This is a genomic window from Actinoplanes lutulentus (assembly GCF_003259845.1).
GTDB classification, from domain to species: Bacteria; Actinomycetota; Actinomycetes; order Mycobacteriales; family Micromonosporaceae; genus Actinoplanes; species Actinoplanes lutulentus.
On record NZ_QLMJ01000004.1, the window covers coordinates 181337 to 206485 of the forward strand.

The following is a 25149-nucleotide window of genomic DNA, read 5'->3' on the forward strand; positions in this document are numbered from 1 at the left end:
CGAAGCCAGCGTCAGCGCCCACCCTGCGTATCGATTCGAGCGAGCACCCACCCGCGCGCCGACTTGAGGCGGCCGCGACAGCCGCGTGTCGACTTCAGGCGCTCCGATGTTCGGCCTCAAGGGCGGTGAGCACGCCGAGCCAAAGACCCACCGTGAGCTCTCAGCACGGCGGCACCACCAGCACACGGCGGACGGACGGCCGGCGTTCGGGCGTCCGCGGGCGGTCAGTCCCTCGGACGGGCAACGGCCAACTGGCGGGCAACGGCCGAGCGAGCGGTCCGCCGGCCGGGCGGGCGGTCCGCCGGCCGGGCGACGGCAGGCGGGCGGGTGCTTGGCGAGCGGGTTGGCGGGTTTGGCCGAGGCGTGGGCACACGCAAGGGGCCGGCAGCGGTGATCAGGCCGCACAGAGAGCGTGTGTGAGCTCCCGTCTCGGCCCTGGCATGGACGAAGTCGCACCGAGCCGTTGTGTGCGACCCCATCCACGTGGAAACCACGATCGGTGCGCCGCTGTCCACGCCGTTTATTGATGTCGGCAAACGCGCACCGATCGCTCGCGTGTGCGTTCAGCCGCTGGGCCCCGCCTCGTGTCTCAGCTCTTTGGCAGGATTTCGGCCAGTGTGGCTATCAGCTGTGGCTTTGAGGGGACTCCGGTTGCCCTTTTGATGACGCGGCCGTCGGCGTCGAGGACGAACAGGGTTGGGGTGCGCCAGACGTCCAGTTCGCGGACCTCGGTCAGGTGGCTTTCCGCGTCTACTTCGATGTGCTGCACGCCGGGGAGCAGCGCCGCCACCTCGTCGCTCACGCGCCGCACCGCCCGGCACGGCGCGCAGAACGCCGTCGAGAACTGGAGCAGCGTCGCCGGGGCCGACTCCACGCCGAGTCGTTTCAGCAGGTCAGCGCTGAGACGCGTACCCGAAATGTCGGAAGAGTGAGCGGAATCGCCTGGCTCGGCCACCGCCGGGACCGCGGCGGCAGCCGCAACCGGATCGCCCGCGAAAGCCGCATCCGCGCTAGAAGCCAAACCCACCAAACCCACCGCACCCGAACCCGCACCGGCAACCGGAGCCGCCGCCTGGCTGAGGACCGGACTCACCGCCGTCAGCCGGCCATCGGTGCGGCGGCGCCAGAGGCCCACGGCAACCCCGGCCACCAGCACCACAGCGACCGCGCTCACTCCCACCGGATCCATGGGACTACTTTGACACGCGCCTCACGCCGACTGGTAGGCGCTGGCCTGGAGCGTGAACAACTGCGCATACAGCCCGCCGGTCGCCATCAGCTCCTCGTGATCGCCCTCTTCGACCACCGCGCCGTGATCCAGCACGAAAATGCGGTCGGCTTCGCGGACGCTCGCCATCCGGTGGGTGATCAAAACGACGGTCCGGCCGGCGGCGAGTGAACGTAACCGCTGGTAGACGTCGTGCTCGGCGCGGGCGTCCAGGTTCGCGGTGGGTTCGTCGCAGATCAGCAGGGGCGCGTCGCGGTGGAAGGCGCGACTGACCGCGAGCCGCTGCCACTGCCCGCCGGAGAGATCGGCGCCGTCGGTGAAATGCCGGGAAAGCAGAGTTTCGTACTCCCGGGGCAACTCCATCACGAACTCGTGCGCGTCGCCGGCCCGGGCCGACTCCCGCACGTTCTCCAGCGAGGCGACACGGTCGTGGCGGCCGATCGCGATGTTGAGTCTGGCCGAAAATGGCCAGCGGGTCGGCTCCTGCATGACGACTGCTATCTGTTCGCGAAGCGATTCCGGGTGCAGCCTGTTCACGTCCACACCGTCCCAGGTGACAGTGCCCTGCTGGGGGCGGTACAGCCCGGCAAGCACTGCCGCCAGCGTTGATTTGCCCGATCCGTTCTCGCCGACCAGGGCGATGATCTGGCCGCGCCGCAGCGTGAGGCTGACGTCGGCGACGGCCGGGCGGGAGGCGTCCGGATAACTGAACGTCACCCCGTCCAGCACGATCTCGGTGAAACGGGCCGGTACCGCCAGGTCCGGCGACGGCTCGGCCCGCTGCTGGGACAGCTCGCAGAAGCCCTGGAAATCGGCGAAGTACAGGCCGTACTCGTAGACCCGGTTGACCGAAAACGCCAACTCACGGAGCCGGCTGATGCCGATGTTGATCGCATAGGCGGCGGCACCTCCGGCGGCCAGCTCCATCCGGCCGGTCCAGAGCAGCCAGAGCAGCACCACATAGGCAAAACCGGTCAGCAGGCCGCTGAGCGCCTGTCCGTACAGATTGCTGCGTACCGATCTCGTCACCACCCGGATCTCCTCCACCGTGGAGATCCGCAGGAGCCGGCCGACCTCGGCGAGCAGGAATCGCCGTACCGTGAAAGCCCGCACCTCGCCGGCCGGTTCGCGCGCCGCGAGCAGTTGGGCGAGCATGTGCTGGCGCCGCCAGACCGCGACGAGCCGCAGCCGGCTGCGATAGCTGAGCCGGGCCGCGCGCACCGCCGCCCACCCGGTCGGCAGGGCCGCCAGCACCAGTAACGGCAGCAGGACAGGGTGCAGCACGGCGAGCACACCGGCCACCGCGGCCAGGCCGATCACGTTGGTGAACACGTCGATGCCGAAGTCGACGATCCGCTGCGCCGCGTCGATGCCGCGATCCCGGGCCCGCTCCATGGCGTCCCGCCAGTCCGGATCGTCGAATGTCGCCAGGTCGACCCCGGTCGTCAGATCCAGCAGACGCATCTCGGCGGCCTCGAAAACCTGCGGCGACAGCCGGCCCTGCGCCGCTGCCGCCGCCGACGTGAGCAGCCCACGCGCCGCAAGAGCAATGATCAAAATCAACAGCGAGGGTACGGCGGACCGCACCCGTTCCGGAGTCGGACCAGCTTGCAACAGGCCGTCGAAGACACCGACCACACTGATCAGCCCGAGTGCGGCCGCGGCGCCGGCGGCCACCTGCAGCACGAGAACCGCCGCGGTGGTTCGGGCGCTGGCCCGCCACGCCAGCAGCCAGGCGTCCCGAAGCAGCCGTGGCAGACGACGAGCCATCTGCAGAAACGTGGTGTTCGCCGCCTCGGCCGTGCTGGTCAGCCAATAGGGCAGCTCCAGCTCGCCGTCTTCCTCGGTCTCCAGCAGCGTGGCGTTCTCCGGCGCGGGCTCAGCGGTGTCCGGCATCGGCGGCCTCCTATCGGGAGGGGTCCGTCAGCGGCCGGCGCAGGCCGGCTCGAGGCTCCGCAAGCGCGACTGGGCGCGCGACGCACGGACGGCGCGCTGGCATGGCGCGCCGGAAGCCCTGCATTCGTTACTACGCTGCCTCACGAGCGGGTGTCCACCGGGATTCCCCCTCACTCACGAATGTCGCCGGCCAGCAACGAGGTGAGCCGAGCCGCCTGCCGCTCCCATCGCCACTCCTGCTCCACCCAGGACCGGCCGGCCTTGCCCATCGATTTCGCCCGGTCGGGGTCGCTGAGCAGGTCGACGATCCGTCCCGCGATGGCCGGCACGTCACGGCCGCCCACCACGAACCCGGTCTCGCCCTCGCGGACCGCGTCCGGTGCGCCGCCCGAGTCGCCACCGACGACCGGCAGCCCGGTGGCCGAGGCCTCCAGGTAGACGATGCCGAGGCCTTCCACATCGAGCCCGGCCGAGCGGGTCCGGCACGGCATCGCGTAGACGTCGCCGGCCGCGTAGTGCTCGGGCAGCTCGGCCCACGGCACCGAACCGGTGAAGACCACGTCGGCCTCGACGTCGTTCTCCCGGGCCAGCCGTTCCAGCGTCTTCCGGTACGGCCCGCCGCTGACCAGCAGCAACGCGGCCCCCGGGACGCGGCGCCGGATCTGCGGCAGCGCCCGGATCAGCATGTCCTGGCCCTTGCGGGGCACCAGCCGGGAAACGCAGACGACCACCGGCCGGTCGGTGAGCCCGTGCCGTCCGCGCACCTCGGAGCCGTCGACTCCGGGGTGGAATGTGTCCACGTCCACGCCGGGCGCGAGCCGCCGCAGGTCGGTGAGCCCGTGCAGTGCCTTGTCGAGCCGGGTCCGCTGGAAGTCACCGAGGTACGTGATGACGTCGTTGCCCCGTGCGATCCGCCGCAGCAGCCCACGGGCACCGGGCAGGGCCGCCCACCCGATCTCGTGGCCGTGGGTGATGCCGACCGCCCGCTGGATCCCGGCGTTTTTCCGCAGCCCCTGAGCGAGCAGGCCCAGCGGTGCGGCAGCGCCGAAGAGCACGGTGTCACAGCCATGCTGTTTCGCCAGCAAAGCCGCTTTCCTGGCAACCCCGGCGGTGGGCAGCAGTACCCCGGTGTCCTCGCGCACCACCTCGAAAGGCTGCTCCGCGTCGAACGGAGCGGACCCGCGCCACTGCGAGGCGTAAACCACGATCGACCCGGCCGGCTGGCGCACCGCCAGGTTGTGCACGAACTGCTGGATGCCGCCGGGGCGCGGCGGGAAGTCGTTCGTCACGAGCAGGGTGCGGGTCATCAGCGGGCACCCCGGGCGTACGCACGAGCCGCGGCCATCCGCTGCACGGTGGACGGATGTGAGGCGAACATGGCGTGCTCCCAGTGCGGCGGGTCGGGGTCGGAGAGGTTCACGGTGCCGAGACGGCGCTGCATCGCCTCGAAGGTCTCCGGGTCGCCGGTCAGGTCGAGGGCGTGCGTGTCGGCCCGGGCCTCGACGCGGCGGGAGACGAACGCCTGCGCCGGCCCCGCGACCAGCCCGGCGATCGTGGTGAGGACGAGCAGCAGCCCGATCGCGCGCGGCTCGCCGATCGACTCGACGTCGGCGAGCCGCAGCAGCCCGCCCCACGAGCCGATCAGGTAGAGCACGATCACCGAGGCGGCGGCACCGAGCGCGCCGATGACCGTGCCGGTGAGCACGTCGTTGTCCTTGGCGTGGCCCAGCTCGTGTGCGGTCACCGAGACCACCTCGTCGGGCGTGGCCTCGGTCAGCATCGTGTCGTAGACGACGATCCGCCGGGTCGGCCCGAGCCCCGAGACGTACGCGTTCACCGCCCTCGTCCGGCGCGACGCGTCGGCGACCAGCACGTCACGGACCGGCACCCCGTCGCGCTCGGCCAACGCGAGCAGCTCGGTGCGCAGCGGCCCCTCGGCCATCGGCGTGAACTTGTTGAAGATCGGCTCGACCAGCACCGGCAGCACGAACGACAGCAGCACGACCAGCCCGGCCACCCCGGCCGAGGCGAACGCCCACCACCAGTCGGGCGCGAAGTGGGTGATGGTGAAGAAGCCGGCCAGCACGAGACCGCCGAGCACGGCGCCGACCGCGTACGACTTCAGCATGTCGACCGCCCAGCCGGACCAGCTCTGGGTGGAGATGCCGTAACGCACCACGACGGTGTGCCGCCAGATCGCGATCGGCAGGGTGACCAGCTCGGTGACGAGGACGACGAGCAGCCCGCCGAACACCGCCTGGACCAGCCAGTGGTCGCCGACAGCACTGACCAGGCGGGCGCCGATCGGGGTCAGGCCGAGCACCGCCGCCATCGAGAGGCCGATCGCCATCGCGGCGTACCGGCCGGGGCGCAGCTCGCCGTGGAAGTCACGGGCCCGCTCCACCTGCTCGGCGTCGAGCCGGGAGAGGGCATCGAGCTGGTCGGCCCGGGGTGCGGGCGCGCGATGCCACGGGATTTTCGCCGCCGCGAACGCGGCCACCGCCGCGAACAGCACGACGAGCGCGGTTACGGCCCAAGCTCTCGGCGACATCTGATTATCCTAATCATGATCACGCTACGTGCTTGCGGACCATGACCGGCGGCGGTGGTGTCTCCAGCAGCTCCACCTCGAATCCGGCGAGCTCGAACGTCTCGATCGCCCGCAGCTCGGCCGGTGTGAGGTCGGCCAGGCCGTCCGGGGTGTCGATGAGCGCGCTGACCAGACAGCCCTGGCACTCGGCGGTCCGCTCGGCGCAACGACCACAGTCAATGATCATTACCCCTCCAATGTCGCGTGACAGTCACGCTAAGCGAGGGGTATGACACTTTTCCTTACGACCGGGACAACCTGCGGATCAGCGAGTCGGCACCCATCGGGTACGCCCCATGCCGGCGCACCCCGTCGGCCACCTCACGGTCGGAGGAGACCACGACGACCGGGCGGCCCGGTGGCTCGGCTCGCACCAGCTGCCGGATCAGTTCGTCGGCGGTCATCCCCTTGCGGGAGAAGAGCACCCGGACCCCACGCGGGGCCGGCGGCAGCCCGTGCACCCGCTCGGCGCCGTCGAAGACCACGGTGATCTCGTCGCCGGTCTGCGCCGCGATGCCACCCAGTCCGGTGATCAGTCGCTTGCGCTGCTGTTCCAGCGACATGTCGGCGAAGCCGCGCTTGGTCACGTTGTAACCGTCGACGACCAGGTGTGCCCGCGGCAGCGCGAGCAGCTGGTCGAGCCGGCCCGGGTCGTCGGTGTCCTGCGCACGGGCGCGGGAGCGCTCCGGAGCGCTCGGTGGCTCGGCCGACGCCTCGGCCACGAAGTCGGCGGGCAGCTTGTCGGCCGGGCCAAGGGCCAGCTCGCGGCGCAGCCCGCTGGCGGCCTGCCCGATCGTTTCGAGCAGCAGCCAGAGGCGGGCGTCGTCGACCGACCGCGCGTCCTTGGCGGCCTGCTTGCCGGTGGCCGCGGCGGCTTCCGCATCGGCCAGCCGGCCACGCATCCGGCGTAGCTCCGCATCATGGTCGAGGGCGGCCCGCGCCGCCCTCCCCTTTTCCGTCGCCAGCAGGTCGGCGGCACGTTTCTGGGTGGACAGCGCCTCACGCAGCGCCTTGCCCGTCGAGCGGGCCTCCTCGCGGAGCTGACCCATCTCCTCGCGGACCCGGGCGAGCTCGTCACGGAGCTTGTCGGCCTCGACCCGGGCGACCGTCCGGTCGTGCTCGGCGCGGACCGCGCGCTGTTCGGCGGCGCGCACCTGCCCGGCGATCGCGGCGCTGTCCGCCTCGGCGCGCACCGCGTCGCCGGCCGCGTCGATCAGCTCGCGCCAGCCGTCCGGCCTGGCCAGGTATGCCAGCGCGGCGACCTCGACCGGGTCGGCGGCGGCCGGGGCGACACCGTTGGTCACGGCCGCGCCGAGATCACCGGCCTCGGTGACCACCCGGGTGCCGATGCGCTGCCGGAAGAGCGGGTCGGCGACGAGCTGCGCGGCAATGTCACGGCCACCGAGCCGGGCCCGGCGATTCGGGGCGAACCGGGCGACCCGGCGCAGCGGCACGGGCAGCTCGTCACCGGGAAGGCCCGGAAGGGCCGCGGCGGCCAACACCATGATCCGCTGCCGGACGGCCTCCGGCAGGACCGGTTCGGGCACGAACTCCTCCGCCGCCTCCTCATCGGGGCGGTCTTCGGGCTCGAGCGGCGCGGACATCTCCCCATTCTCACACCGGCCATGACCGATTGGCCTCTTGGAGCAAGTGATCTTTTCAAAGGGAACTGTCATACCCCTTGTCTAAGGTGCCGCCCGTGACACAACCCGCATACGTGCAGGGCACTCTGGACTCGCTGCTGACCGCTGACGGATCGGTCGACCCCGCGGCCGTGTCCCTCGCGGACACCACGTTCGTCGTGCTCGACCTGGAGACCACCGGCGGCGCCGCGGACGGCGCGGGCATCACCGAGATCGGCGCCGTCAAGGTCCGTGCGGGCGAGCAGCTCGGCGAGTTCGCCACGCTGGTCAACCCGGGTGTGCCGCTGCCGCCGTTCATCACCGTCCTGACCGGCATCACCGAGTCGATGCTGCGGCCGGCCCCGCCGATCGAGACGGTCCTGCCCACCCTGCTGGAGTTCCTGCGCGGCGCGGTGCTGGTGGCGCACAACGCGCCCTACGACGTCGGCTTCCTCAAGGCCGCGTGTGCCCGGCACGGTTACCCCTGGCCGCAGATCCGGGTGCTGGACACCGCGGCGCTGGCCCGCCGGGCGCTGACCCGTGACGAGGTGCCCAACCGCAAGCTCGGCACCCTGGCCCGGTTCTTCCGCTCCGAGGTCGAGCCGAACCACCGGGCCCTCGACGATGCGAAAGCCACCGTCGACGTGCTGCACGGCCTGATCGAGCGGCTCGGCAGCTTCAAGGTCCACTCGTTGGGTGACGCGATCGAGTTCGCCAAGGCGGTCACCCCGGCGCAGCGCCGCCAGCGCCATCTCGCCGACGGCCTGCCGCACGTGCCCGGCGTCTACCTGTTCCGGGCCGCCGACGACCGGCCGCTCTACGTCGGCACGTCCAAGGACATCGCCACCCGGGTCCGCAGTTACTTCACCGCGGCGGAAAAGCGGGCGCGGATCTCCGAGATGCTCACCGCCGCGGTCCGGGTCGAGGCCGTCGAGTGCGCCCACTCGCTGGAGGCCGAGGTCCGTGAGCTGCGGATGATCGCGACACACGCCCCGCCGTACAACCGCAGGTCCAAATACCCGGAGCGGGTCGTCTGGCTGAAACTGACCGCTGAGGCGTACCCGAGATTGTCGGTTGTTCGTCGTTTCGCCGACGATGGCGCGACCTATCTCGGCCCGTTCTCGTCGCGGCGCACCGCCGAGCTGGCGGCCGCCGGCGTCTACGACGCCGTCCCCTTGCGGCAGTGCAACCACAAACTCTCCCTCAAGACCAAGACGCCGGCCTGCGCGCTGGCTGAGCTCGGGAAATGCCCGGCACCCTGCGAGCACGAGATCTCCACCCAGGAGTACGACGTACGCGCGGCGCTCCCGTTCCGCACTGCCACCTCGGGCGATCCCGGCCCGGTCGTCGACGCGCTGATGTCCCGCATCGACGTGCTGTCCGGCAACCAGCGTTACGAGGAGGCCGCGACCGTTCGCTCCCGTCTGGTGGCCCTGCTGCGCGCCCTGATCCGGATGCAGAAACTGGAGGCGCTGACCAGCATGAGCGAGCTGGTGGCGGCCCGCCGCGACGACAAGGGTGGCTGGGAGATCTCGGTGGTCCGGCACGGCCGGCTGGCCGCCGCGGCGACCTCGCCGCCCCGGGCGCATCCCCGCCCGACGCTCGACGCCGCGCGGATGACGGCCGAGACGGTCCTTCCCGGACCGGGCCCGGTGCACGCCGCGTCGGCCGAGGAGACCGAGCGGATCCTGGCGTGGCTGGAGAAGCCTGACACCCGCTTGGTGGAAACCGCCGGCGACTGGGTGTCACCGGTTCGTGGCGCCGCGCGTTTCGCCACCCTGCTCAGCAGGGCTGAGGGTGCCTCTTCGGCCTAAGACTCGTCCGTTCGCCTATCCGTAACTGACCGTTCGGATGACGCTTGCTCGCTTAGGCTGTAAGGCACGCGCGACCCTCGTGGTGATTCACCTCATTTGGCGGCTTGATGCCTTTGGCGATCAGCCGCCTCGGTGCTTCGCTAGCAGGGAGACGCGGGGCGACTCCAAGCTTCAGGTGGAGCTGGACGATCGGTGAGGGGGTGTCCGGGTGGACGTCGACGCCGGCCACGGCGCCGCTCTGGGGCGTGCCTTGCCGACTGCCCCTTTCACCCGGCGGTTGCGCTCGATCTTCAGCTTCCAGAGCAACGAGGACGATCCGGTCGCCACCCTGACCCGGACGCATCGGAGCATCCACCCGTCCGCTGACGTGGCAGTGGTCCGCCGCAGTTACGCCATCGCCGAGAGCATGCACCGCGGCCAGTTCCGCAAGTCCGGCGATCCGTACATCACGCATCCGCTCGCCGTCGCGCAGATCTGCGCCGAGCTGGGCATGGACACCACGACGATCGTCGCGGCCCTGCTGCACGACACGGTCGAGGACACCAGTTACACGCTGGAGGCGCTGCACGGCGACTTCGGGCCCGAGGTGACCCACCTGGTCGACGGTGTGACCAAGTTCGACAAGGCTTATTACGGCAAGGCCGCCGAGGGCGAGACGATCCGCAAGATGATCGTCGCGGCCGGCAAGGACGTCCGCGTCCTGGTGATCAAGCTGGCCGACCGGCTGCACAACATGCGGACGCTCGGTGCCCGCTCCACCGCCTCCCGCGCCCGGATCGCCACGGCCACGCTCGACGTGCTCGTCCCGCTCTGTGACCGGCTCGGCATCCAGGCGCTCAAGCGCGACCTCGACGACGTGGTGCTCTTCCATCTGGAGCCGGACTCCTTCGCCCGGATCGACGCCCACGTGAAAAACCGTCCCGGCTGGAACGAATACCTCGCCGACGTCTCCGGAAAGGCCCGCACGGCGCTGCGCCGCTCCCGGGTGGACGCCGAGGTCACCCCGCGTCCCCGGCACTATTACTCGATCTGGAAAGACACCGTCGCCGGCGGTGGCGGCATCCCGCTCGACCTGCCCCGCATCGCGGTCATCGTCGACGGCCCGGACACCGACTGTTACGCGGCGCTCGGCGCGATCCACGGCAGATGGCGCCCGGTCGCCGGCCGGTTCAAGGACTTCATCGCCTCGCCGAAAAACAACCTGTACCGCTCGCTGCACACCACGGTCGTGGGTCCGGAGGGCAAGCTGGTCGAGGTGCTGATCCGGACCGAGACCATGCATCGGTACTCGGAGTACGGCGTCGCCACCAGCTTCCGATATCCGAAGGTGGCCGACGAGCCACCGGGCGCCGACCAGCTCACCTGGCTCAAACGAGTACTCGACTGGCAGCAGGACACGACCGACGCGGCACAGTTCCTCGATTCGCTCCGATGTGACCTCGCCGAGGGCCAGATCACCGTTTTCGCCCAGGGCAACGCGCACGAGCTGCCCAGCGGCTCGACTCCGGTCGACGTGGCGTACGAATTGAGTCCCCGCAAGGGTGACCAATGTCTGGCCGCGACCATCAACGGACGTCTTGCCCCTCTCAGCTCCCCCCTTCGCGACGGTGACGTCGTCGAGATCTTCTCCGAGACCGACGAGCAGATCGAGATCGAGCCGAACGCCCCCCGAGGCCCCCGCAAGGAATGGCTCGGATTCGTCAAATCCAGCCAGGCGCAGATGCAGATCAACCGCTTCTTCGATGAGAAGAACGAGCCGGGCATCAGCATCGCCGACAAGGTCCGCCTCGGCCGCGCCACCATCGGTCTCACCCTTCGCAAACATGACCGCGGCCTGGCCAGCGAGGTTCCGCTGCGCCGCCTCGCCGAGGAGCTCGGCTACCCTGACCTGGAAACTCTGCTGGTAGCGGTCTGCGAGCGCAGCCTCGAACCGGACGCTGTGGTCGAACAGCTCATCGCCCTGGTCGACCACCCGGACTGAGCCCGGATAGCCTTACCCGCGTGAAAACTCCTCGGCAATTGCGCGGCCTCGCTTATCAGGTCTTCTATGGGCTGCCGTTGCCGCTGCGCCGCCAGATCGCCCGCGCGGTCTCCCCCAAATACCTCGTCGGCGCGGTCACCGTGATCCGCGATGCGGAGGCGCCCGAGCGCCTCCTTCTGCTGCGTCAGCCGCCGGGCCGCGGGTGGGGACTTCCCGCCGGTTTACTCAAGCGCCGCGAATTGCCCGCTGTGGGTGCCGCGCGCGAGCTTTTCGAAGAGGCTGGGGTACGCCTGGAGCCAGGCGACCTGACACCCGGTAATCCGAACGCCATCGTCCACCCCAACGGCGGCGTGGTCGACACGGTCTGGTTCGGTTCCGTCCCGGCGTCGAGCACCACCCTGACCGTCGACGGCGGCGAGGTGATCGAGGCGGCCTGGTTCTCGATCGACGACCTGCCGAAACTCACCTGGCCGACCGAGCGGCTGCTCGGCATCTACGGCATCGGCCCGCGCGCTGTCGCGCCCTCGCACGAGGATCAGAAGTGACAGCCGAAGTCTGCGGCGTCGTTCTCGCGGCCGGTGAGGGCCAGCGTCTGCGCCCGCTCACCGAGCTCGTTCCGAAGGCTCTCTGCCCGATCGGCAACATCCCGCTGCTGGATCTCGCCCTGCGCCGCCTGTCCGGTGTCGGCCTGGCCGGTCCCGCGTCGATCGCCGTCAACGCCGCCTACCTGGCCGACCAGGTCGTCGCCCACGTCGGTGACCGCGCCCACCTGTCGGTCGAGCCGGACGGCCCGCTCGGCACGTCCGGCGGCATCGGCCGGATGAAGAACTGGATCGACGGGCGGGGCGCGCTCGCCGGCAACGCCGACGCGTACCTGACCGACCCGGCCCGCGAGCCCGGCAAGGACATCGCCGCCCTGCTGGAGGGCTGGTCCGGCGAGACCGTGCGGATGCTGGTCCTGCCCTGCCGCGACGGCGAGACCGGCGGCTTCAGCGGCATGCGCTTCGGCGGCTTCTCCCTGCTGCCCTGGCGGTACATCAAGGACCTGACCGACGAGGACAGCAGCCTGGTACGCACAGCCTGGCGCCCCGCCGAGGCAGCGGGCGAGCTGGAGCTGGTGCCGTACGAAGGCTTCTACCTGGACACCGGCGTCCCTGCCGATTACCTGGCCGCCAACCTGCACGCGGCGGCCGGGGCGAACCTGGTGGCCGAGTCAGCCACGGTGACCGGCGAGGTGACCCATTCAGTGGTCGGCAGCGGCGCCCAGGTGGCCGGCACCGTCTCGAACTGCGTGATCTGGCCCGGTGCCACCGTCGCGGCCGGCGAGACCCTCACCGGCGTGATCCGGGCGCACACCGGCCTGACCGTCCCAGCTCTCTGATCCACGTGGTTAGCATGGGTCCGACTGGTTTTCGCTCAATGCTGAGGAGCCCGCAGGTGAACACCGCGATCGTCCACATCGACTGCGCCACCGACTCGATCCCCGAGGTTGCCGAGGCGCTGGCCTCGCTGGAAGGCGTCAGCGAGGTCTACTCGGTCGCCGGCGGCGTGGACCTGATCGCGATCGTGCGAGTGCCGCGCTTCGACGACATCGCCGAGGTGATCGCCGGCAAGATCTCGAAGACGCCCGGCGTGATCAACAGCGAGACGTTCGTGGCGTTCCGGGCGTACTCCAAGCACGACCTGGAGGACGCCTTCGCGATCGGCCTCCCCGACGCCGACTGAATTCTTCAAGACCAGCGAAAAGGCCCGCCGCATCCGCGACGGGCCTTTCGTGTGGAACCTGTGGATCAGCGGCCGGACTTGATCTCTTCCCGCTTCACCGGACCGCCGACGGCCGGGGAGACCGGCACCTCGGCGGGCTTCTCGACCGGGAAGAAGAAGCCCTTCACCGCGGGAGCCAGAGCGCCGACGCGGTTCATCTTCTTCGGTACGACCCAGCCGGCGTACTCCAGCGGCACCGGGTGGCCGTGCTCGTCGACCGGGCCCAGAGGCTGGTGGACCTCGATGAACTGGCCGTTCGGCAGGCGCTTGATGATGCCGGTCTCGACACCGTGGGCGAGTACCTGACGGTCGTGCTGCTGGAGACCCAGGCAGATGCGGACCGAGATGTAGTACGCCAGCGGCGGCAGGATCAGCAGGCCGATGCGGCCGGCCCAGGTCATCGCGTTCAGGCTGATGTGGAACTTGTCGGCGATGACGTCGTTGGAGCCGGAGATCGTGGCGACCATGAAGAACGAGAACGCCATCATGCCGATGCCGACCCGCTCCGGGTTGTCACGAGGACGCTCCAGCAGGTGGTGCAGACGCTTGTCCTTCAACTTCCGCGCTTCCAGCCACGGGTACGCCAGCGGCAGCGTGAACAGCGCGCCGAGGCCGACCACGGCCGGCCAGAACATCGGCGGGAGGCTGTAGTTGAAGATGTAGATCTGCCAGTTCGGCATGAGACGGACCAGGCCGTCCATGAACATGACGTAGAAGTCAGGCTGCGAGGCCGAGGAGACCTCGGACGCCCGGTACGGCCCGAACAGCCAGATCGGGTTGATCTGGAAGAGGCCGGCCATCAGGGCGATGACGCCGAAGACGGCCATGAAGAAGCCGCCCTGCTTCATCGCGTACCGCGGGAACATCCGCTCGCCGACGACGTTCTCGTTGGTCCGCATCGGGCCCGGCCACTGGGTGTGCTTCTGCTTGAAGACGATGCCCAGGTGAGCCGCGATCAGGCCGAGCAGGATGCCCGGGATGAGCAGCACGTGCGCGATGTAGAACCGGCCGATGATCAGCTCGCCGGGGAACTCGCCGCCGAAGATCGCGGCGGAGAGCCAGGTGCCGATGACCGGGAGGGTCAGCATGATCGCCGAGGCGATGCGAAGACCGGTGCCGGAGAGGCCGTCGTCCGGGAGCGAGTAACCGGTGAAGCCGGCGAAGAACCCGAGCAGGAAGAGCAGGATGCCGATGACCCAGTTGACCTCACGCGGCTTGCGGAACGCGCCGGTGAAGAAGACACGGGCCATGTGCACGATGATCGACGCCATGAACAGCAGCGCTGCCCAGTGGTGCATCTGCCGCATGAAGAGGCCACCACGGACCTCGAACGACAGGTGCAGCGACGACGCGTACGCGGCCGACATCTCGGTACCGCGCAGGCCCAGGTAGGACCCGTCGTACGCGATTTCCTTCATCGACGGGTCGAAGAAGAGCGTCAGGAACACGCCGCTGAGCAGCAGCACGATGAACGAGAACAGGGCGATCTCGCCGAGCAGGAACGACCAGTGGTCGGGGAAGACCTTGTTCAGCAGGCCCCGCAGAGGGGTCGCCCCCTGGAACCGGTCATCAGCGCCCTTGGCGAAGTTGACCGGAGCCTGTGCGAGGTCAATTTTTCGGCGCTTCACGGCCGCTCCCAGAAGTCAGGTCCGACGGTGTCCTTGAAGTCGGACGCTGCCACGAAGAAACCTTCCTCGTCCACTGTAAGCGGCAGCATCGGCAGACGCCGGGTCGCGGGTCCGAAAACCGGCTGCGCGTTGTTGGTGATGAGGAACTGCGACTGGTGGCACGGGCACAGCAGACGGTTCGTCTGCTGCTCGTACAGGCTCGCCGGGCAGCCGGCGTGCGTGCAGATCTTGGAGAACGCGACGAAGTTGCCCCACATCGAGCCGACGTTTCGGCCGTTCTTGTCGGATTCCGCATTTCGCCGCGTCTCGGCCGCGTCGTCCGCCCGCAGGTGGATCAGCAGCGTCGGAGAGTCGGCCCAGTGGTTGGTCGCACCGTGCGGGATGCCGGGGAACACGGTCATCTGACCGCCGGTGGTGACGTCCTCGGGCCGGATCGGGCTGCCGTCCTCGCGGGTGAGCCGAACCAGCTCGCCGCCGTTGTTACCGGGGTTGAAGCCGGTGGTGTACATCATCGGGAGATCACCCTTGTGCGGGTTCTCGATGAGGCCACCGACGATCGGCGCGGCGATCGCGATACCGACCGGCGCGAGGCCGAGCGCGATCGCACCCTTCAGCAGGGGCCGCCGCTGCACACCGAGCTCGTCGGCGACGAACAGCGCCGTCTGCCCGGTGATCAGCCGCTCTTCGTCCGACGACGGGTCGCCGTGCCGCTGCTGGATCGAGAGTTCGTGCGGCAGCAGCTTCTTGGCCCAGGCCAGGATGCCGTAGCCGAGCGCCAGCAGGCCGAAGCCGAGCGTCAGGCCCAGGATCGGCGTGAAGTAGTCGCTCCGCGTGTGGCCGAGCTCGAACTCCCACGGCCAGACGATGTAGAAGACGATGAACGCCAGGGTGAGGACCCCGGAGATGGCGAACAGCAGGGCGATGTTGCGGACGACCCGCTTCTCCGCCTTGGAGTTCTGCCCGTGGAACTGGGACTCGTACGTGACGATCTCGATGTCGTCGCGCCGGAGCCCTTCCTTGACGATGTCGAATCGCGTCAGGTGCGGGTCGTTCACGTCGACCGGCGGGGTGCCGGCCTCGCCCGCGTGGTGCACAGCCGTCATGACTTCCCCGCAATCCAGAGCGACGTGAAGACAAGGAGGACGATGCCGACCAGGAAGATCGCCATGCCTTCCGTCGACGGGCCGTAACGACCGAGGTTGAACAGACCGCCCGGGTCCCGGTCGTCCTGGAGCTGAACCGTGATGTACGTGATGATCTCGCGCTTCTCATCCGGCGTGAGCTGGTTGTCGCCGAAGACGGGCATGTTCTGCGGGCCGGTCAGCATGGCCGCGTAGATCTGCTCTTGCGTCGCGTCGTGCAGGCTCGGAGCGAACTTGCCGGACGACAGAGCGCCACCGCCACCGCCGAAGCCGTGGCAGGAGGTGCAGTTGATCCGGAAGAGCTCACCGCCGCGCGCCAGCGCGTCGGGGTTGGTCTTCAGATCCTCGACGAGTTCGCCCTCGGGAAGCTCGGGGCCGCCACCCAGTTCCTGGATGTACTGCGCCAGCTGCTTCGTCTGGGTCTCGTCGAACTGCGGCGTCTTCTGCTCCGCCTGGGCCTCCTGGCGAGTCATCGGCATGCGGCCGGTGCTCACCTGGAACTCGACGGATGCGGAACCGACACCGATCAGGCTGGGTCCGCGCTCCTCGACACCCTGACCGTCCCGCCCGTGGCAGGAGATGCAGCTGTTGTCGAAGAGTGCCTTGCCCTCCTGGGCAGCGGCGGACAACTGAACGTTGTCCTCGGCGAACGCGCCAGGAGTGAAGGCGGTGTACACGCCTCCGGCGAGCGCGAGTGCCGCGATCATGCGTACCGCTGCACCGAGCCGCCGGCGTGCCCGGCTCGGCGCGCTGCGCCGCCGGGAGAACACCCGGGCACGCCTGCGGGCGGGGGTGTCAGAAGTCATCTGATATGTCCCTTTGGGTGTTGTTGAGATCCTCGCCGTCGGCGCTGGTCACTACTGCAGCCAATAGATCATGGCGAACAGCGCGATCCACACGATGTCCACGAAGTGCCAGTAGTACGAGACGACGATTGCCGACGTCGCCTGCGCCGGGGTGAACCGGCCCATGGTCGTCCGGATCATGTAGATGATGAAGGCGATGAGGCCACCGGTCACGTGAAGTCCGTGGAATCCGGTGGTGAGGTAGAACATCGAGCCGTATCCGTCGCCATTGAGCGTGACGCCGTCGTGCACGAGGTGGCGGTACTCGTTCGCCTGGCCGAGCACGAAGATCAGCCCCATCACGAAGGTGATCGTGAACCAGCGCCGCAGCGCGAACACGTCACCCTTCTCCGCCGCGAAGACGCCCAGCTGACAAGTGACCGAGGAAAGAACCAGGATCACCGTGAACGTGGTGGCGTAAGGGATGTTCAGTGCCTCGGTGTGCTTCTCCCACATGCTGTAATCCGCTGCGCGGATGGAGAAGTACATCGCGAACAACGCCGCGAAGAACATGAGCTCGCTGGAGAGCCACACGATTGTCCCGACGCTGACCATGTTCGGTCGCGTGAGCGAGTGGATCCGGCTCTTGTCGATGGCTGCCGCTGTCACGGCCTCATTATTCATCCGAACAAGGTCCAAGGTCCCCCGGGGTCCCTAATCCGGCACGAGTTGCAGCCCGGAATATTCTGTGACCAGCCGGTAGGCCTAGCCTCGGGGGGTGCTTCTCGACAAAATGGCCCCACTCGCGGCCTCCCGAGGGGATACTGGACTCCCTCCGTTCAGCCCGGCGGCCATCTTCACTCAGTTCAACCTGGTCAGTCTGATCGCACTGGGTCTGGTGATCTCCGCATCGCTGTACCTGTACGGCGTCTGGCGTCTCCAGCAGCGCGGTGACCACTGGCCGGTCGGGCGGACCGTGGCGTTCGTCGCTGGTGGACTCGGCTCCATCGCGGCGGTGTCGGTGACCGGCATCGAGGCGTACGACACCACGCTGATCTCCGTACACATGGTCCAGCACATGGTGCTCTCCATGGTCGGGCCGATCTTCCTGGCTCTGGGCGCGCCGACGACGCTGGCCCTGCGCGTCGTGCGACCGGCACCGCGCAAGCTCCTGTTGAGGACACTGCACAGCCGCTTCGTCCGGGTGCTGACGTTTCCCCTGGTCGCGTTCGGACTGTTCATCGCGAACCCGTTCGTCCTCTACTTCACCGGGGCGTACCGGCAGACCCTTGAGCACGCCTGGCTGCACGAGTTCGTCCACCTGCACTTCGTGGTGACCGGCTGCCTCTTCTTCTGGCCGCTGCTGGGCCTGGACCCGCTGCCGAACCGCTGGCCGTACCCGGGTCGCGCCCTGCTGATGGTGCTGAGCGTCCCGTTCCACACCGTGCTCGGCCTGACGATCATGCAGAGCAAGGAGCTGCTCGGCGGCGACTGGTACCCGAACCTGGGCCTGACCTGGATGGATCCGCACGCCGACCAGGTCACCGCGGGCGGCATCCTGTGGGCCGGCGGCGAGATCGTCAGCGTCACGATGCTCGGCATCCTGGTGGTGCAGTGGGTCCGCCAGTCGGAGCGGGAGGCCAAGCGGATCGACCGCGCCCTGGACCGCCAGGAGGCCGAGGAAGCCCGGGAAAAGGCGAAGATCACAACCCCCGGAGACCCGGCGCCACCGGAGCCTTACGCGAGATAACAGATTCGGTACGATCTGCGGGACCTACGACGTGAGGCGGGGCACATGATGAACGAGTACACCGTTCTGCTCTACAGCGACGACCCAGCTGTCCGCGACCGGATCCGGCTCGCCATCGGCACACGGCCCGCCGCCGACCTGAAAGTCGAGTTCACCGACGCCTCCACCTGGGAGGACTGCCGCCGGCTGCTCGACGAGTACGAGATCGATCTGATGGTTCTGGACGGCGAGGCCTCGCCCGCCGGTGGTCTCGGCATCGCCCGCCAGACCAAGGACGAGTACCTGACTCCCCCGCCCACCTGCGTCGTCATCGCCCGGGCCGCCGATCGCTGGCTGGCGGCGTACGCGCAGGTGGACGCCACGCTGCTCGACCCGCTCGACCCGGTGACCACCGGGCAGACCGTGGCCGGGCTGCTGCGTGCCCGCCGTGACGGCGCGATCCCGCTGGGCACCCAGGGCATCACCGCCCGCTGACAGCTGACGAAAAAAGCAGAAGAGGAAGGCCCTTCCATGGCCGCACGTACCTGGCCCAACCTGACGAGTGCCCTGCTCCGTGGCGACGAGCTCGCCACCGAGGACACCGCCTGGGCCATGGGCGAGATCATGGCGGGCAACGCGACGCCGGTGCGGATCTCCGGCTTCGCGGTGGCGCTGCGTGCCAAGGGTGAGACGCCGGCCGAGCTGGCCGGCCTGGTGCGGGCGATGCTCGCCAACGCCACCCTGGTCGAGCTGCCGGAGAAGACGCGTACCAGCGCGGTGGACGTGGTCGGCACCGGCGGCGACCGGGCCAACACGGTCAACATCTCCACCATGGCGGCGATCGTGACGGCCGCCGCCGGGGTGACAGTGGTGAAACACGGCAACCGGTCGGCGTCGTCCACCACCGGCACGGCGGACCTGCTGGAGCACTTCGGCATCCCGCTGGACCTCGGTCCGGCCGGCGTGGCCCGGACCGTCGCCGAGGCCGGGATCGGCTTCTGCTTCGCGGCGCGGTACCACCCCGGCATGCGGCACGCCGCGGTCACCCGTCGCGAGCTGGGCGTTCCGACGTTCTTCAACGTCCTCGGCCCGCTGACCAACCCGGCCCGCCCGACGGCGGCCGCGGTCGGCTGCTTCGACGCGCGAATGGCGCCGGTGATGGCCGAGGTCTTCGCCGGCCGCGGCGACTCGGCGCTGGTGATGCGCGGCGAGGACGGCCTGGACGAGTTCACCACCGCCGCGCCGACCCGGGTCTGGGTCGCGAAAGACGGCAAGGTGGAGGAACTCCTCATCGACGCGACCGAGCTGGGCCTGCCGCGCAGCGCGCCGGACGCCCTGCGCGGTGGCGACGTCGCGTTCAACGCCGACGTCGCGCGGCGGACGTTCGCCGGAGAGCACGGCGCGGTACGCGACGCCGTGGTACTGAACACGGCAGCGGCCCTCGCGGCACAGAGCGGCTTCCCCGGCGACTTCAGGGACACGCTGCGGGCCGGAATCACCCGGGCCCAGGAGACGATCGACTCCGGCGCCGTGACGGCTCAGCTGGACCGCTGGGTGGCAGCGGCCCAGGCTGCCAAATCCGCCGAATGAGCGAAAACCTTCCAACACGCCGAGCCTAAATGACCGAAATTGCCCGAAATGCGTGACAACGTCTGAATGACATTCGGGTAATAACACCCTCCGGGGTGACAGCACAGGCGAAGGCGAAGGAGACACCCGTGCGCGAACGTGAACTCCGCTGCGTCATCTGCGACGGCGACATGCTCTTCGAGGTTCCGCCCTGCGACGACGGCCACGACGACTGCCCCGAGCTGGTCTGCACCCGATGCGGAGCGGCCGAGGTGGTCGCCCCGATCGTCGTACACATGTGGCTGCCGCCGAAGAGTCGCAAGGTCGCCCCAGAGCAACGCCGGGCGGCATGAACCAAAAAAGCCCGTCTCCCCTGGACCCAGGGAGGCGGGCTTTCTCAGATCGAACTCAGTGGTGCGACGACGTCTCCGGGTGCCGCGTGCCCGAGTAGTACTCGAACAGCATGCCGCAGGACGTCATGACGACCGCGATCAGGCCGAGGGCCAGCAGCCACCACATCCAGAAGACCAGGCCGAGACCGGCGATCGCCGCGGAGAGCGCGATGCCGAACGGCCAGTAACTGCCCGGGCTGAAGAAGCCGACCTCGCCGGCGCCCTCGAAGATCTCGCCGTCCTCGCGGTCCTCCGGACGCAGATCGATGCGGCGGGCGACGAACCAGAAGAAGCCCCCGCACATCGAGCAGAGCAGTCCGGAGAGGATCAGCGCGATGACGCCGACCCACTCGACACCGCCCGCGTACGCCGAGCCGCTGCTGACCGCGCCGTCGGTGGCGGTCGCGTGCGTGTAGAAGCCGTACACCGCAGCCGCTCCGAAGAGGAACACCGCGACGCCGGTAAAGATCTTGTATTCGGTACGCACGTCGCCCTACTTCCCTGCCGCTACGGTCTCGGGCTGGTTCCAGCTGTGGGTCTGGCGGCGGGTGTTGAACGGCGACGTGGTGGTCGCGTAAGCGTCCGCACCGGTGAAGCCGATGACCGCCATCGCCTCCTGGGTCGAGGCGCCACCCTTCTTGGACTCCAGGAACTGGTTGAACTTGGCCTCGGAGACCGTGACCAGCTCGAAGTTCATGAAGGCGTGGTACGTCCCGCACAGCTCGGCGCAGCGGCCGACGTAACGGCCCTCCTTGTCGAGCGTCACCTCGAAGACGTTACGCACGCTGCCCGGGAAGACGTCCCGCTTGAACAGCATCTCCGGCACCCAGAACGAGTGGATGACGTCCTTGCTGGTCTCCTCGAAACGGATCTTCTGACCGACCGGCAGCACCAGGATCGGGATGACGTCCGAGGACCCGATGGTCGAAGCCACCGTGTTGGCCTCTTCGCCCATACCGTCGCGGTAGTTGAACTGCCAGTTCCACTTGAACGCGACGACCTCGACGACCTGGTCGGGGTTCTTCGAAAGCTTGTCCACGCTGGTCTGCACGATGGCGGTGTAGTAGAAGAGCACCGCGACGATGAGAACCGGCGTGACTGTGTAGAGAATTTCCAACGGCATGTTGAACCGGGTCTGCACGGGCAATTCCTCGCCGCGCTTGCGGTACCGGATCACACACCAGAAGATCAGACCCCACACACCGACGCCGACCACGAGGGCCGCGATCGTCGATGCGATCCACAGGTCGTACATCTGATGTGCCTGCAGGCTGATGCCCCGGCCCGGCCATCCGAAGTGGCCGAACGCGCTTCCCCAGTCCTCGATCGAGCACCCCGAGAGCAGCGTCAGCAGCGTCGCACCGCCGAGACCCAGCCCGGCCGCCCGGCCTAGTGCCCGCGGCCGTGTGGCCGAACTCCTTGCGCCCACCTGCTTCTGCCTCCTTAGCAGTTGCCGCCTGCCCAAACCGGACACCTGGCGGCAAGGCTCACCGACGGTCGCACACTACTCGACCAAGAACGGACCGCCCGCGACCGGGGGGCCGAGGCCCTCCGCAAAGCAAACTCCCGGACATCCGGACGATACCGTTCCCTGTGTGGATTACACAGGCGATCCGGCCGGGCCACCGGTATACCTGGACGCGGCGAGCGCGGCGCCCCTCCATCCGGTGACACGAGAAGCCCTGCTGGCGGCGCTCGCCGACGGCTGGGCGGACCCCTCGCGCCTCTACGCGGCAGGCCGCCGGGCCCAGCAACTGCAGGAGGCGGCCACCGCGGTGGTCGCCGAGATCCTTTCGGTACGCACGGACGAAGTCTCCTTCTGGCCCTCCGGAACGGCCGCCGCCCAGGCCGCCGTCCTGGGTGGCCTGGCCGGACGGCAGCGAGCCGGCCGCACCCTGGTCCACTCGGCGATCGAGCACTCGGCCGTCCTGCACGCCGCGCGGTCCACTGAGGCTGCCGAGGTGGGAGTGAACCGTCTCGGCCGGCTCGACCTGGACGCGTGGGACCGGGCCGTGTCCGCACCCGGCGTGGCCCTGGCGAGCCTGATCAGCGCCAGTCACGAGGCCGGAACCGTGCAGCCCGTCGAAGAGGCGGCGGCGGCCTGCGCCACGGCCGGCGTGCCGCTGTTCGTCGACGCCGCTCAGTCGGTGGGCCGGTTACGCGTACCCAAGGGGTGGTCTCTGTTGAGCGCGAGCGCGCGCAAATGGGGTGGGCCACCGGGGGTTGGGGTGCTGGTGGTGCGCAAGGGTGTGCGGTGGCTCTCACCGCAACCACAGGATGATCTTTATCGCCCACGCGCGCAGGGCGCGCTCGACCTGCCCGCGGTGGTCGCGGCCGCGGCAAGCCTGCGGGCCGTCGTGGCCGAGGCCGAGGCCGAGAGGGTACGCCTGACCGAACTCACCAACCGGATCCGGAACCGTGTCGCCGAGACCGTGCCGGACGTGGAGATCGTCGGCGACCCGGTCGACAGGTTGCCGCATCTGACCACGTTCAGTTGCCTCTACGTGGACGGCGAGGCCCTGCTGCACGCCCTGGACCGGCACGGGTTCGCGGTGTCCTCAGGCTCCTCGTGCACGTCGTCGACGCTGCGGCCCAGTCACGTCCTGGAAGCGATGGGCGTGCTCAGCCACGGCAACGTCCGGGTCTCGCTGCATCGCGGCACCACCTCGGCGGAGGTGGACCGTTTCCTGGCGGTGCTGCCCGGGCTCGTCGAGGACATCCGGAAGGAGGCCGGGTTCTGATCACGCTGGACTGTCTCGGACAGCGCTGCCCGCTGCCGGTGATCAAACTGGCCAAGGCCATGCCGGGCGTGGCGGTCGGCGAGATCGTCCGGGTACTCGCGGACGATCCGGCCGCGGCCAACGACATCCCCGCCTGGTGCCGCATGAAGGGGCAGGAGTTCGTCGCCGGCCACGGCCATCAGTTCGACGTCCGCCGGGTTGTCTGAGCTAGCTGGCTCCGCTTCGCTCCGCGGGTGATTGCCTTTTAACCGGTGAGATGGCAATCACCGGAGGTAACTGATCACCTGGGGAGCCGGGTCCTTCGCCAGGAAGGTGTCGACCACCAGGCGCGGGCCCAGGTACGGCTCGTACTCCGCCTGCCGCTCCAGGACGCGCACCCAGTCCGGCACGCCGTCGTGGTCGCGGGTCGCGTAACGAGCCTCGACCCGGCGGCGGTGCTCCGCGTCGTCGCCGCAGACCACCTCGACGACACGCAGCGGCACATCCATCCGCTCGGCCAGGTCCACCCAGAGCTGGCGGGCCGACTTCACCGGATTGACCGCGTCGATGATCACGTGGTGGCCGATCTTGAGCTGTTCCTCGGCGAGCGCGGCGACCACGCCGTAAGCGGCGAAGCCGGGGCGATGCTCCTGCACGTCGTAGCGCTGGAGCGTGAAGTCGACAGTGTCGACGGCGAGCACCGCCGCCGGCAGCTCGGTGGCGACCTGCGCGGCGAGGGTGCTCTTGCCGACGCCGGGAAGCCCGGCGAAGACCGCGAGAACCATGGTGTTTCCCTGTTTCCTAGCTGGGGAGGTGGGGTGCGATCTCGGCAGCGGCGTCGTCCCCGTACGCGGCAGCGAAGCGCTTGCTGAAATCGCCGGCCTTGATGTCGTACTCCTGGGTGCCGACGGTCTCCAGGACCAGGGCCGCCACCAGGGAGCCGACCTGCGCCGAACGCTCCAGGCCGAGGCCCCAGGAGACGCCGGCGAAGAAACCGGCCCGGAAGCCGTCGCCGACACCGGTCGGGTCCTCGCCGATCACACCGGGGACGACCGGCACGTGGATGCGCTCGATCTCCTTGCCGGTGATCTCCACGCCGTCCTTGCCGAGCGTGGTGACCCGGATCTTCACCTCGTCGAGAACCTGGTCGGAGGTGATGCCGGCCTTCGTCTCCAGCAGCGAGCGCTCGTACTCGTTCGTCATCAGGAACTCGGCGCCGCGGATCAGGCTGATCACGTCCGAGCCGTCCATCCGGGCGAGCTGCTGCGACGGGTCGGCGATGAACGCGTAACCACGGGCACGGCACTCCTGCGAGTGCCGGAGCATCGCAGCCGGGTCGTTCGCGCCGACGAGCACCAGGTCGAGGCCGCCGGCCCGCTCGTTGACCGGGGCCAGCTCGATGTTGCGGGCCTCGCTCATCGCGCCGGCGTAGAAGGAGGCGATCTGGTTCAGGTCGTCGTCGGTGGTGCAGACGAAACGGGCGGTGTGCGCCACGTCGCTGATGTGCACCGAGTCGCAGTCGACCCCGTGCCGCTCAAGCCAGGACCGGTAATCGGCGAAGTCGGCGCCGACCGCGCCCACCAGGATCGGCCGCAGACCCAGCTTGCCCATGCCGAACGCGATGTTCGGAGCCACACCGCCGCGCCGGACCACCAGGTCGTCGACGAGGAAGGAGAGCGAGACCTTGTGCAGCTGGTCGGCGATCAGCTGGTCGGCGAACTTGCCGGGGAAGTGCATCAGGTGGTCGGTGGCGATCGAGCCGGTGACGGCGATCTTCATTTCGGCCCTCGAGGATAGGAAACAGGGGGCTGTTACGTCCTGAGACTACCGGCCGGTGAAGCACAACAGGCCGTCCCGTTAACGGGACGGCCTGTTGATCGATAGTTCTGGTGGCTCTTAGTGGAACGAGTCGCCACAGGCGCAGGAGTTCTGCGCGTTCGGGTTGTCGATGGTGAAGCCCTGCGCGTCGATGCGGTCCGCGAAGTCGATGGTCGCGCCCGCGAGGTAAGGAGCGGACATGCGGTCGACGACTACGCCGACTCCGTCGAAGTCGTTCACGACGTCGCCGTCGAGCGAACGCTCGTCGAAGAAGAGCTGGTAACGCAGGCCGGAGCAGCCACCGGGCTGTACGGCGATGCGCAGGCGCAGGTCATCGCGCCCTTCCTGCTCGATCAGGGCCTTGACCTTCACCGCGGCGACGTCGGTGAGGTTGATGCCGCTCGGGGCAGTCGCCTCGGTCGACTCGGTGTGCGCTTCTGTGGTCACGTAGGTATCTCCCTGCCAGGTGCG

General features: G+C 68.9%; 26 protein-coding genes. 11 read left to right on the plus strand and 15 right to left on the minus strand.

Annotated elements, in window-relative coordinates; translation table 11 throughout:
- Positions 1-589: 589 nt before the first annotated feature.
- From B0I29_RS46595 to B0I29_RS11135, 6 genes are all read right to left on the minus strand, one after another.
- A complete protein-coding gene (locus tag B0I29_RS46595; protein WP_111648845.1) occupies positions 590-1189 on the minus strand; it encodes a TlpA family protein disulfide reductase in 600 nt (199 codons plus the stop codon).
- A 21-nt stretch (positions 1190-1210) separates the two neighbouring features.
- Positions 1211-3124, minus strand: a complete 1914-nt coding sequence (locus tag B0I29_RS11115) for an ABC transporter ATP-binding protein (protein WP_111648846.1) — start codon at positions 3122-3124, stop codon at positions 1211-1213.
- A gap of 170 nt (positions 3125-3294) precedes the next feature.
- Positions 3295-4431 (minus strand): glycosyltransferase family 4 protein, encoded by a 1137-nt coding sequence (locus B0I29_RS11120; protein WP_111648847.1) that lies wholly within the window; start codon positions 4429-4431, stop codon positions 3295-3297.
- Positions 4431-5675 carry a M48 family metallopeptidase gene (locus B0I29_RS11125; RefSeq protein WP_111648848.1) on the minus strand — a complete coding sequence of 415 codons (1245 nt, stop codon included), beginning with the start codon at positions 5673-5675 and terminating at the stop codon, positions 4431-4433. The genes B0I29_RS11120 and B0I29_RS11125 overlap by 1 nt, the downstream gene beginning before the upstream one ends.
- Before the next feature lie 19 nt (positions 5676-5694).
- Positions 5695-5901 (minus strand): hypothetical protein, encoded by a 207-nt coding sequence (locus tag B0I29_RS11130; RefSeq protein ID WP_111648849.1) that lies wholly within the window; start codon positions 5899-5901, stop codon positions 5695-5697.
- 55 nt (positions 5902-5956) lie between these two features.
- Entirely contained in the window at positions 5957-7318 is a 1362-nt protein-coding gene (locus B0I29_RS11135; protein WP_111648850.1) for an NYN domain-containing protein, read from the minus strand.
- Between the two features lie 95 nt (positions 7319-7413).
- Here B0I29_RS11135 and B0I29_RS11140 point away from each other — a divergent pair, with 95 nt between their 5' ends.
- From B0I29_RS11140 to B0I29_RS11160, 5 genes are all read left to right on the plus strand, one after another.
- Entirely contained in the window at positions 7414-9150 is a 1737-nt protein-coding gene (locus tag B0I29_RS11140) for a DEDD exonuclease domain-containing protein (protein ID WP_111649150.1), read from the plus strand.
- Between the two features lie 208 nt (positions 9151-9358).
- Positions 9359-11131, plus strand: coding sequence for a RelA/SpoT family protein (locus tag B0I29_RS11145; RefSeq protein ID WP_111648851.1), 1773 nt, complete (start codon positions 9359-9361; stop codon positions 11129-11131).
- A 20-nt stretch (positions 11132-11151) separates the two neighbouring features.
- Positions 11152-11676 carry an NUDIX domain-containing protein gene (locus tag B0I29_RS11150; protein ID WP_111648852.1) on the plus strand — a complete coding sequence of 175 codons (525 nt, stop codon included), beginning with the start codon at positions 11152-11154 and terminating at the stop codon, positions 11674-11676.
- Positions 11673-12512: a sugar phosphate nucleotidyltransferase gene (locus B0I29_RS11155; RefSeq protein WP_111648853.1), complete on the plus strand. Its 840-nt coding sequence runs from the start codon at positions 11673-11675 to the stop codon at positions 12510-12512. Before B0I29_RS11150 ends, B0I29_RS11155 begins: the two co-directional genes overlap by 4 nt.
- A 56-nt stretch (positions 12513-12568) precedes the next feature.
- Complete coding sequence (locus B0I29_RS11160) at positions 12569-12856, plus strand: Lrp/AsnC family transcriptional regulator (protein WP_111648854.1); 288 nt, start codon at positions 12569-12571, stop codon at positions 12854-12856.
- 65 nt (positions 12857-12921) lie between these two features.
- Here B0I29_RS11160 and qcrB read toward each other — a convergent pair whose 3' ends face one another.
- From qcrB to ctaE, 4 genes are read right to left on the minus strand one after another with little or no spacing between them, the layout of a single operon-like run.
- Complete coding sequence (gene qcrB / locus B0I29_RS11165) at positions 12922-14523, minus strand: cytochrome bc1 complex cytochrome b subunit (protein ID WP_111648855.1); 1602 nt, start codon at positions 14521-14523, stop codon at positions 12922-12924.
- Positions 14520-15626, minus strand: a complete 1107-nt coding sequence (gene qcrA / locus B0I29_RS11170) for a cytochrome bc1 complex Rieske iron-sulfur subunit (protein ID WP_111648856.1) — start codon at positions 15624-15626, stop codon at positions 14520-14522. Before qcrA ends, qcrB begins: the two co-directional genes overlap by 4 nt.
- Positions 15623-16471, minus strand: coding sequence for a cytochrome bc1 complex diheme cytochrome c subunit (gene qcrC, locus B0I29_RS11175; protein ID WP_111648857.1), 849 nt, complete (start codon positions 16469-16471; stop codon positions 15623-15625). Before qcrC ends, qcrA begins: the two co-directional genes overlap by 4 nt.
- A 51-nt stretch (positions 16472-16522) precedes the next feature.
- Complete coding sequence (ctaE, locus tag B0I29_RS11180) at positions 16523-17119, minus strand: aa3-type cytochrome oxidase subunit III (protein WP_111648858.1); 597 nt, start codon at positions 17117-17119, stop codon at positions 16523-16525.
- Between the two features lie 124 nt (positions 17120-17243).
- On the opposite strand from ctaE, the gene B0I29_RS11185 reads away from it, so the two are divergent.
- The 4 genes from B0I29_RS11185 to B0I29_RS11200 all read left to right on the plus strand — a co-directional run bounded on the left by B0I29_RS11185 (position 17244) and on the right by B0I29_RS11200 (position 20101).
- Entirely contained in the window at positions 17244-18200 is a 957-nt protein-coding gene (locus tag B0I29_RS11185; protein ID WP_245972485.1) for a cytochrome c oxidase assembly protein, read from the plus strand.
- A gap of 48 nt (positions 18201-18248) precedes the next feature.
- Positions 18249-18674, plus strand: coding sequence for a response regulator (locus tag B0I29_RS11190; RefSeq protein ID WP_111649151.1), 426 nt, complete (start codon positions 18249-18251; stop codon positions 18672-18674).
- Between the two features lie 36 nt (positions 18675-18710).
- Complete coding sequence (gene trpD / locus B0I29_RS11195) at positions 18711-19769, plus strand: anthranilate phosphoribosyltransferase (protein ID WP_111648859.1); 1059 nt, start codon at positions 18711-18713, stop codon at positions 19767-19769.
- Between the two features lie 128 nt (positions 19770-19897).
- Positions 19898-20101 (plus strand): hypothetical protein, encoded by a 204-nt coding sequence (locus tag B0I29_RS11200; protein ID WP_111648860.1) that lies wholly within the window; start codon positions 19898-19900, stop codon positions 20099-20101.
- A gap of 55 nt (positions 20102-20156) precedes the next feature.
- Here B0I29_RS11200 and B0I29_RS11205 read toward each other — a convergent pair whose 3' ends face one another.
- Together B0I29_RS11205 and ctaC are read right to left on the minus strand one after the other, a co-directional pair.
- The gene (locus B0I29_RS11205; RefSeq protein ID WP_111648861.1) at positions 20157-20627 is read right to left on the minus strand and encodes a cytochrome c oxidase subunit 4; all 471 of its coding nucleotides are present in this window, start codon (positions 20625-20627) and stop codon (positions 20157-20159) included.
- 6 nt (positions 20628-20633) lie between these two features.
- Entirely contained in the window at positions 20634-21590 is a 957-nt protein-coding gene (gene ctaC / locus B0I29_RS11210) for an aa3-type cytochrome oxidase subunit II (RefSeq protein WP_221401951.1), read from the minus strand.
- Between the two features lie 145 nt (positions 21591-21735).
- Between ctaC and B0I29_RS11215 the strand changes: the two genes are divergently transcribed.
- On the plus strand, positions 21736-22881 hold the full coding sequence (locus B0I29_RS11215) for a cysteine desulfurase family protein (protein ID WP_111648863.1): 1146 nt from the start codon (positions 21736-21738) through the stop codon (positions 22879-22881).
- The gene (locus B0I29_RS11220; RefSeq protein ID WP_111649152.1) at positions 22878-23087 is read left to right on the plus strand and encodes a sulfurtransferase TusA family protein; all 210 of its coding nucleotides are present in this window, start codon (positions 22878-22880) and stop codon (positions 23085-23087) included. The genes B0I29_RS11215 and B0I29_RS11220 overlap by 4 nt, the downstream gene beginning before the upstream one ends.
- Before the next feature lie 57 nt (positions 23088-23144).
- Here the strand turns inward: B0I29_RS11220 and B0I29_RS11225 are convergent, their stop codons facing one another.
- From B0I29_RS11225 to erpA, 3 genes are all read right to left on the minus strand, one after another.
- Complete coding sequence (locus B0I29_RS11225) at positions 23145-23645, minus strand: P-loop nucleotide/nucleoside kinase family protein (protein ID WP_111648864.1); 501 nt, start codon at positions 23643-23645, stop codon at positions 23145-23147.
- A 16-nt stretch (positions 23646-23661) separates the two neighbouring features.
- On the minus strand, positions 23662-24639 hold the full coding sequence (locus B0I29_RS11230) for a carbohydrate kinase family protein (RefSeq protein WP_111648865.1): 978 nt from the start codon (positions 24637-24639) through the stop codon (positions 23662-23664).
- A gap of 117 nt (positions 24640-24756) precedes the next feature.
- Positions 24757-25125 carry an iron-sulfur cluster insertion protein ErpA gene (gene erpA / locus B0I29_RS11235; RefSeq protein WP_111648866.1) on the minus strand — a complete coding sequence of 123 codons (369 nt, stop codon included), beginning with the start codon at positions 25123-25125 and terminating at the stop codon, positions 24757-24759.
- Positions 25126-25149 lie beyond the last annotated feature (24 nt).

Excerpts from the sequence above, each read along its gene's own strand:
- B0I29_RS11230 (WP_111648865.1), bottom strand. The coding sequence starts at position 24,639 with ATGAAGATCGCCGTCACCGGCTCGATCGCCACCGACCACCTGATGCAC.
- B0I29_RS11185 (WP_245972485.1), top strand. The coding sequence starts at position 17,244 with ATGGCCCCACTCGCGGCCTCCCGAGGGGATACTGGACTCCCTCCGTTC.
- B0I29_RS11190 (WP_111649151.1), top strand. The coding sequence starts at position 18,249 with ATGAACGAGTACACCGTTCTGCTCTACAGCGACGACCCAGCTGTCCGC.
- B0I29_RS11130 (WP_111648849.1), bottom strand. The coding sequence starts at position 5,901 with ATGATCATTGACTGTGGTCGTTGCGCCGAGCGGACCGCCGAGTGCCAG.
- B0I29_RS46595 (WP_111648845.1), bottom strand. The coding sequence starts at position 1,189 with ATGGATCCGGTGGGAGTGAGCGCGGTCGCTGTGGTGCTGGTGGCCGGG.
- qcrC (WP_111648857.1), bottom strand. The coding sequence starts at position 16,471 with ATGACTTCTGACACCCCCGCCCGCAGGCGTGCCCGGGTGTTCTCCCGG.
- qcrA (WP_111648856.1), bottom strand. The coding sequence starts at position 15,626 with ATGACGGCTGTGCACCACGCGGGCGAGGCCGGCACCCCGCCGGTCGAC.
- B0I29_RS11225 (WP_111648864.1), bottom strand. The coding sequence starts at position 23,645 with ATGGTTCTCGCGGTCTTCGCCGGGCTTCCCGGCGTCGGCAAGAGCACC.
- trpD (WP_111648859.1), top strand. The coding sequence starts at position 18,711 with ATGGCCGCACGTACCTGGCCCAACCTGACGAGTGCCCTGCTCCGTGGC.
- B0I29_RS11135 (WP_111648850.1), bottom strand. The coding sequence starts at position 7,318 with ATGTCCGCGCCGCTCGAGCCCGAAGACCGCCCCGATGAGGAGGCGGCG.
- B0I29_RS11120 (WP_111648847.1), bottom strand. The coding sequence starts at position 4,431 with ATGACCCGCACCCTGCTCGTGACGAACGACTTCCCGCCGCGCCCCGGC.
- B0I29_RS11115 (WP_111648846.1), bottom strand. The coding sequence starts at position 3,124 with ATGCCGGACACCGCTGAGCCCGCGCCGGAGAACGCCACGCTGCTGGAG.
- B0I29_RS11125 (WP_111648848.1), bottom strand. The coding sequence starts at position 5,675 with ATGTCGCCGAGAGCTTGGGCCGTAACCGCGCTCGTCGTGCTGTTCGCG.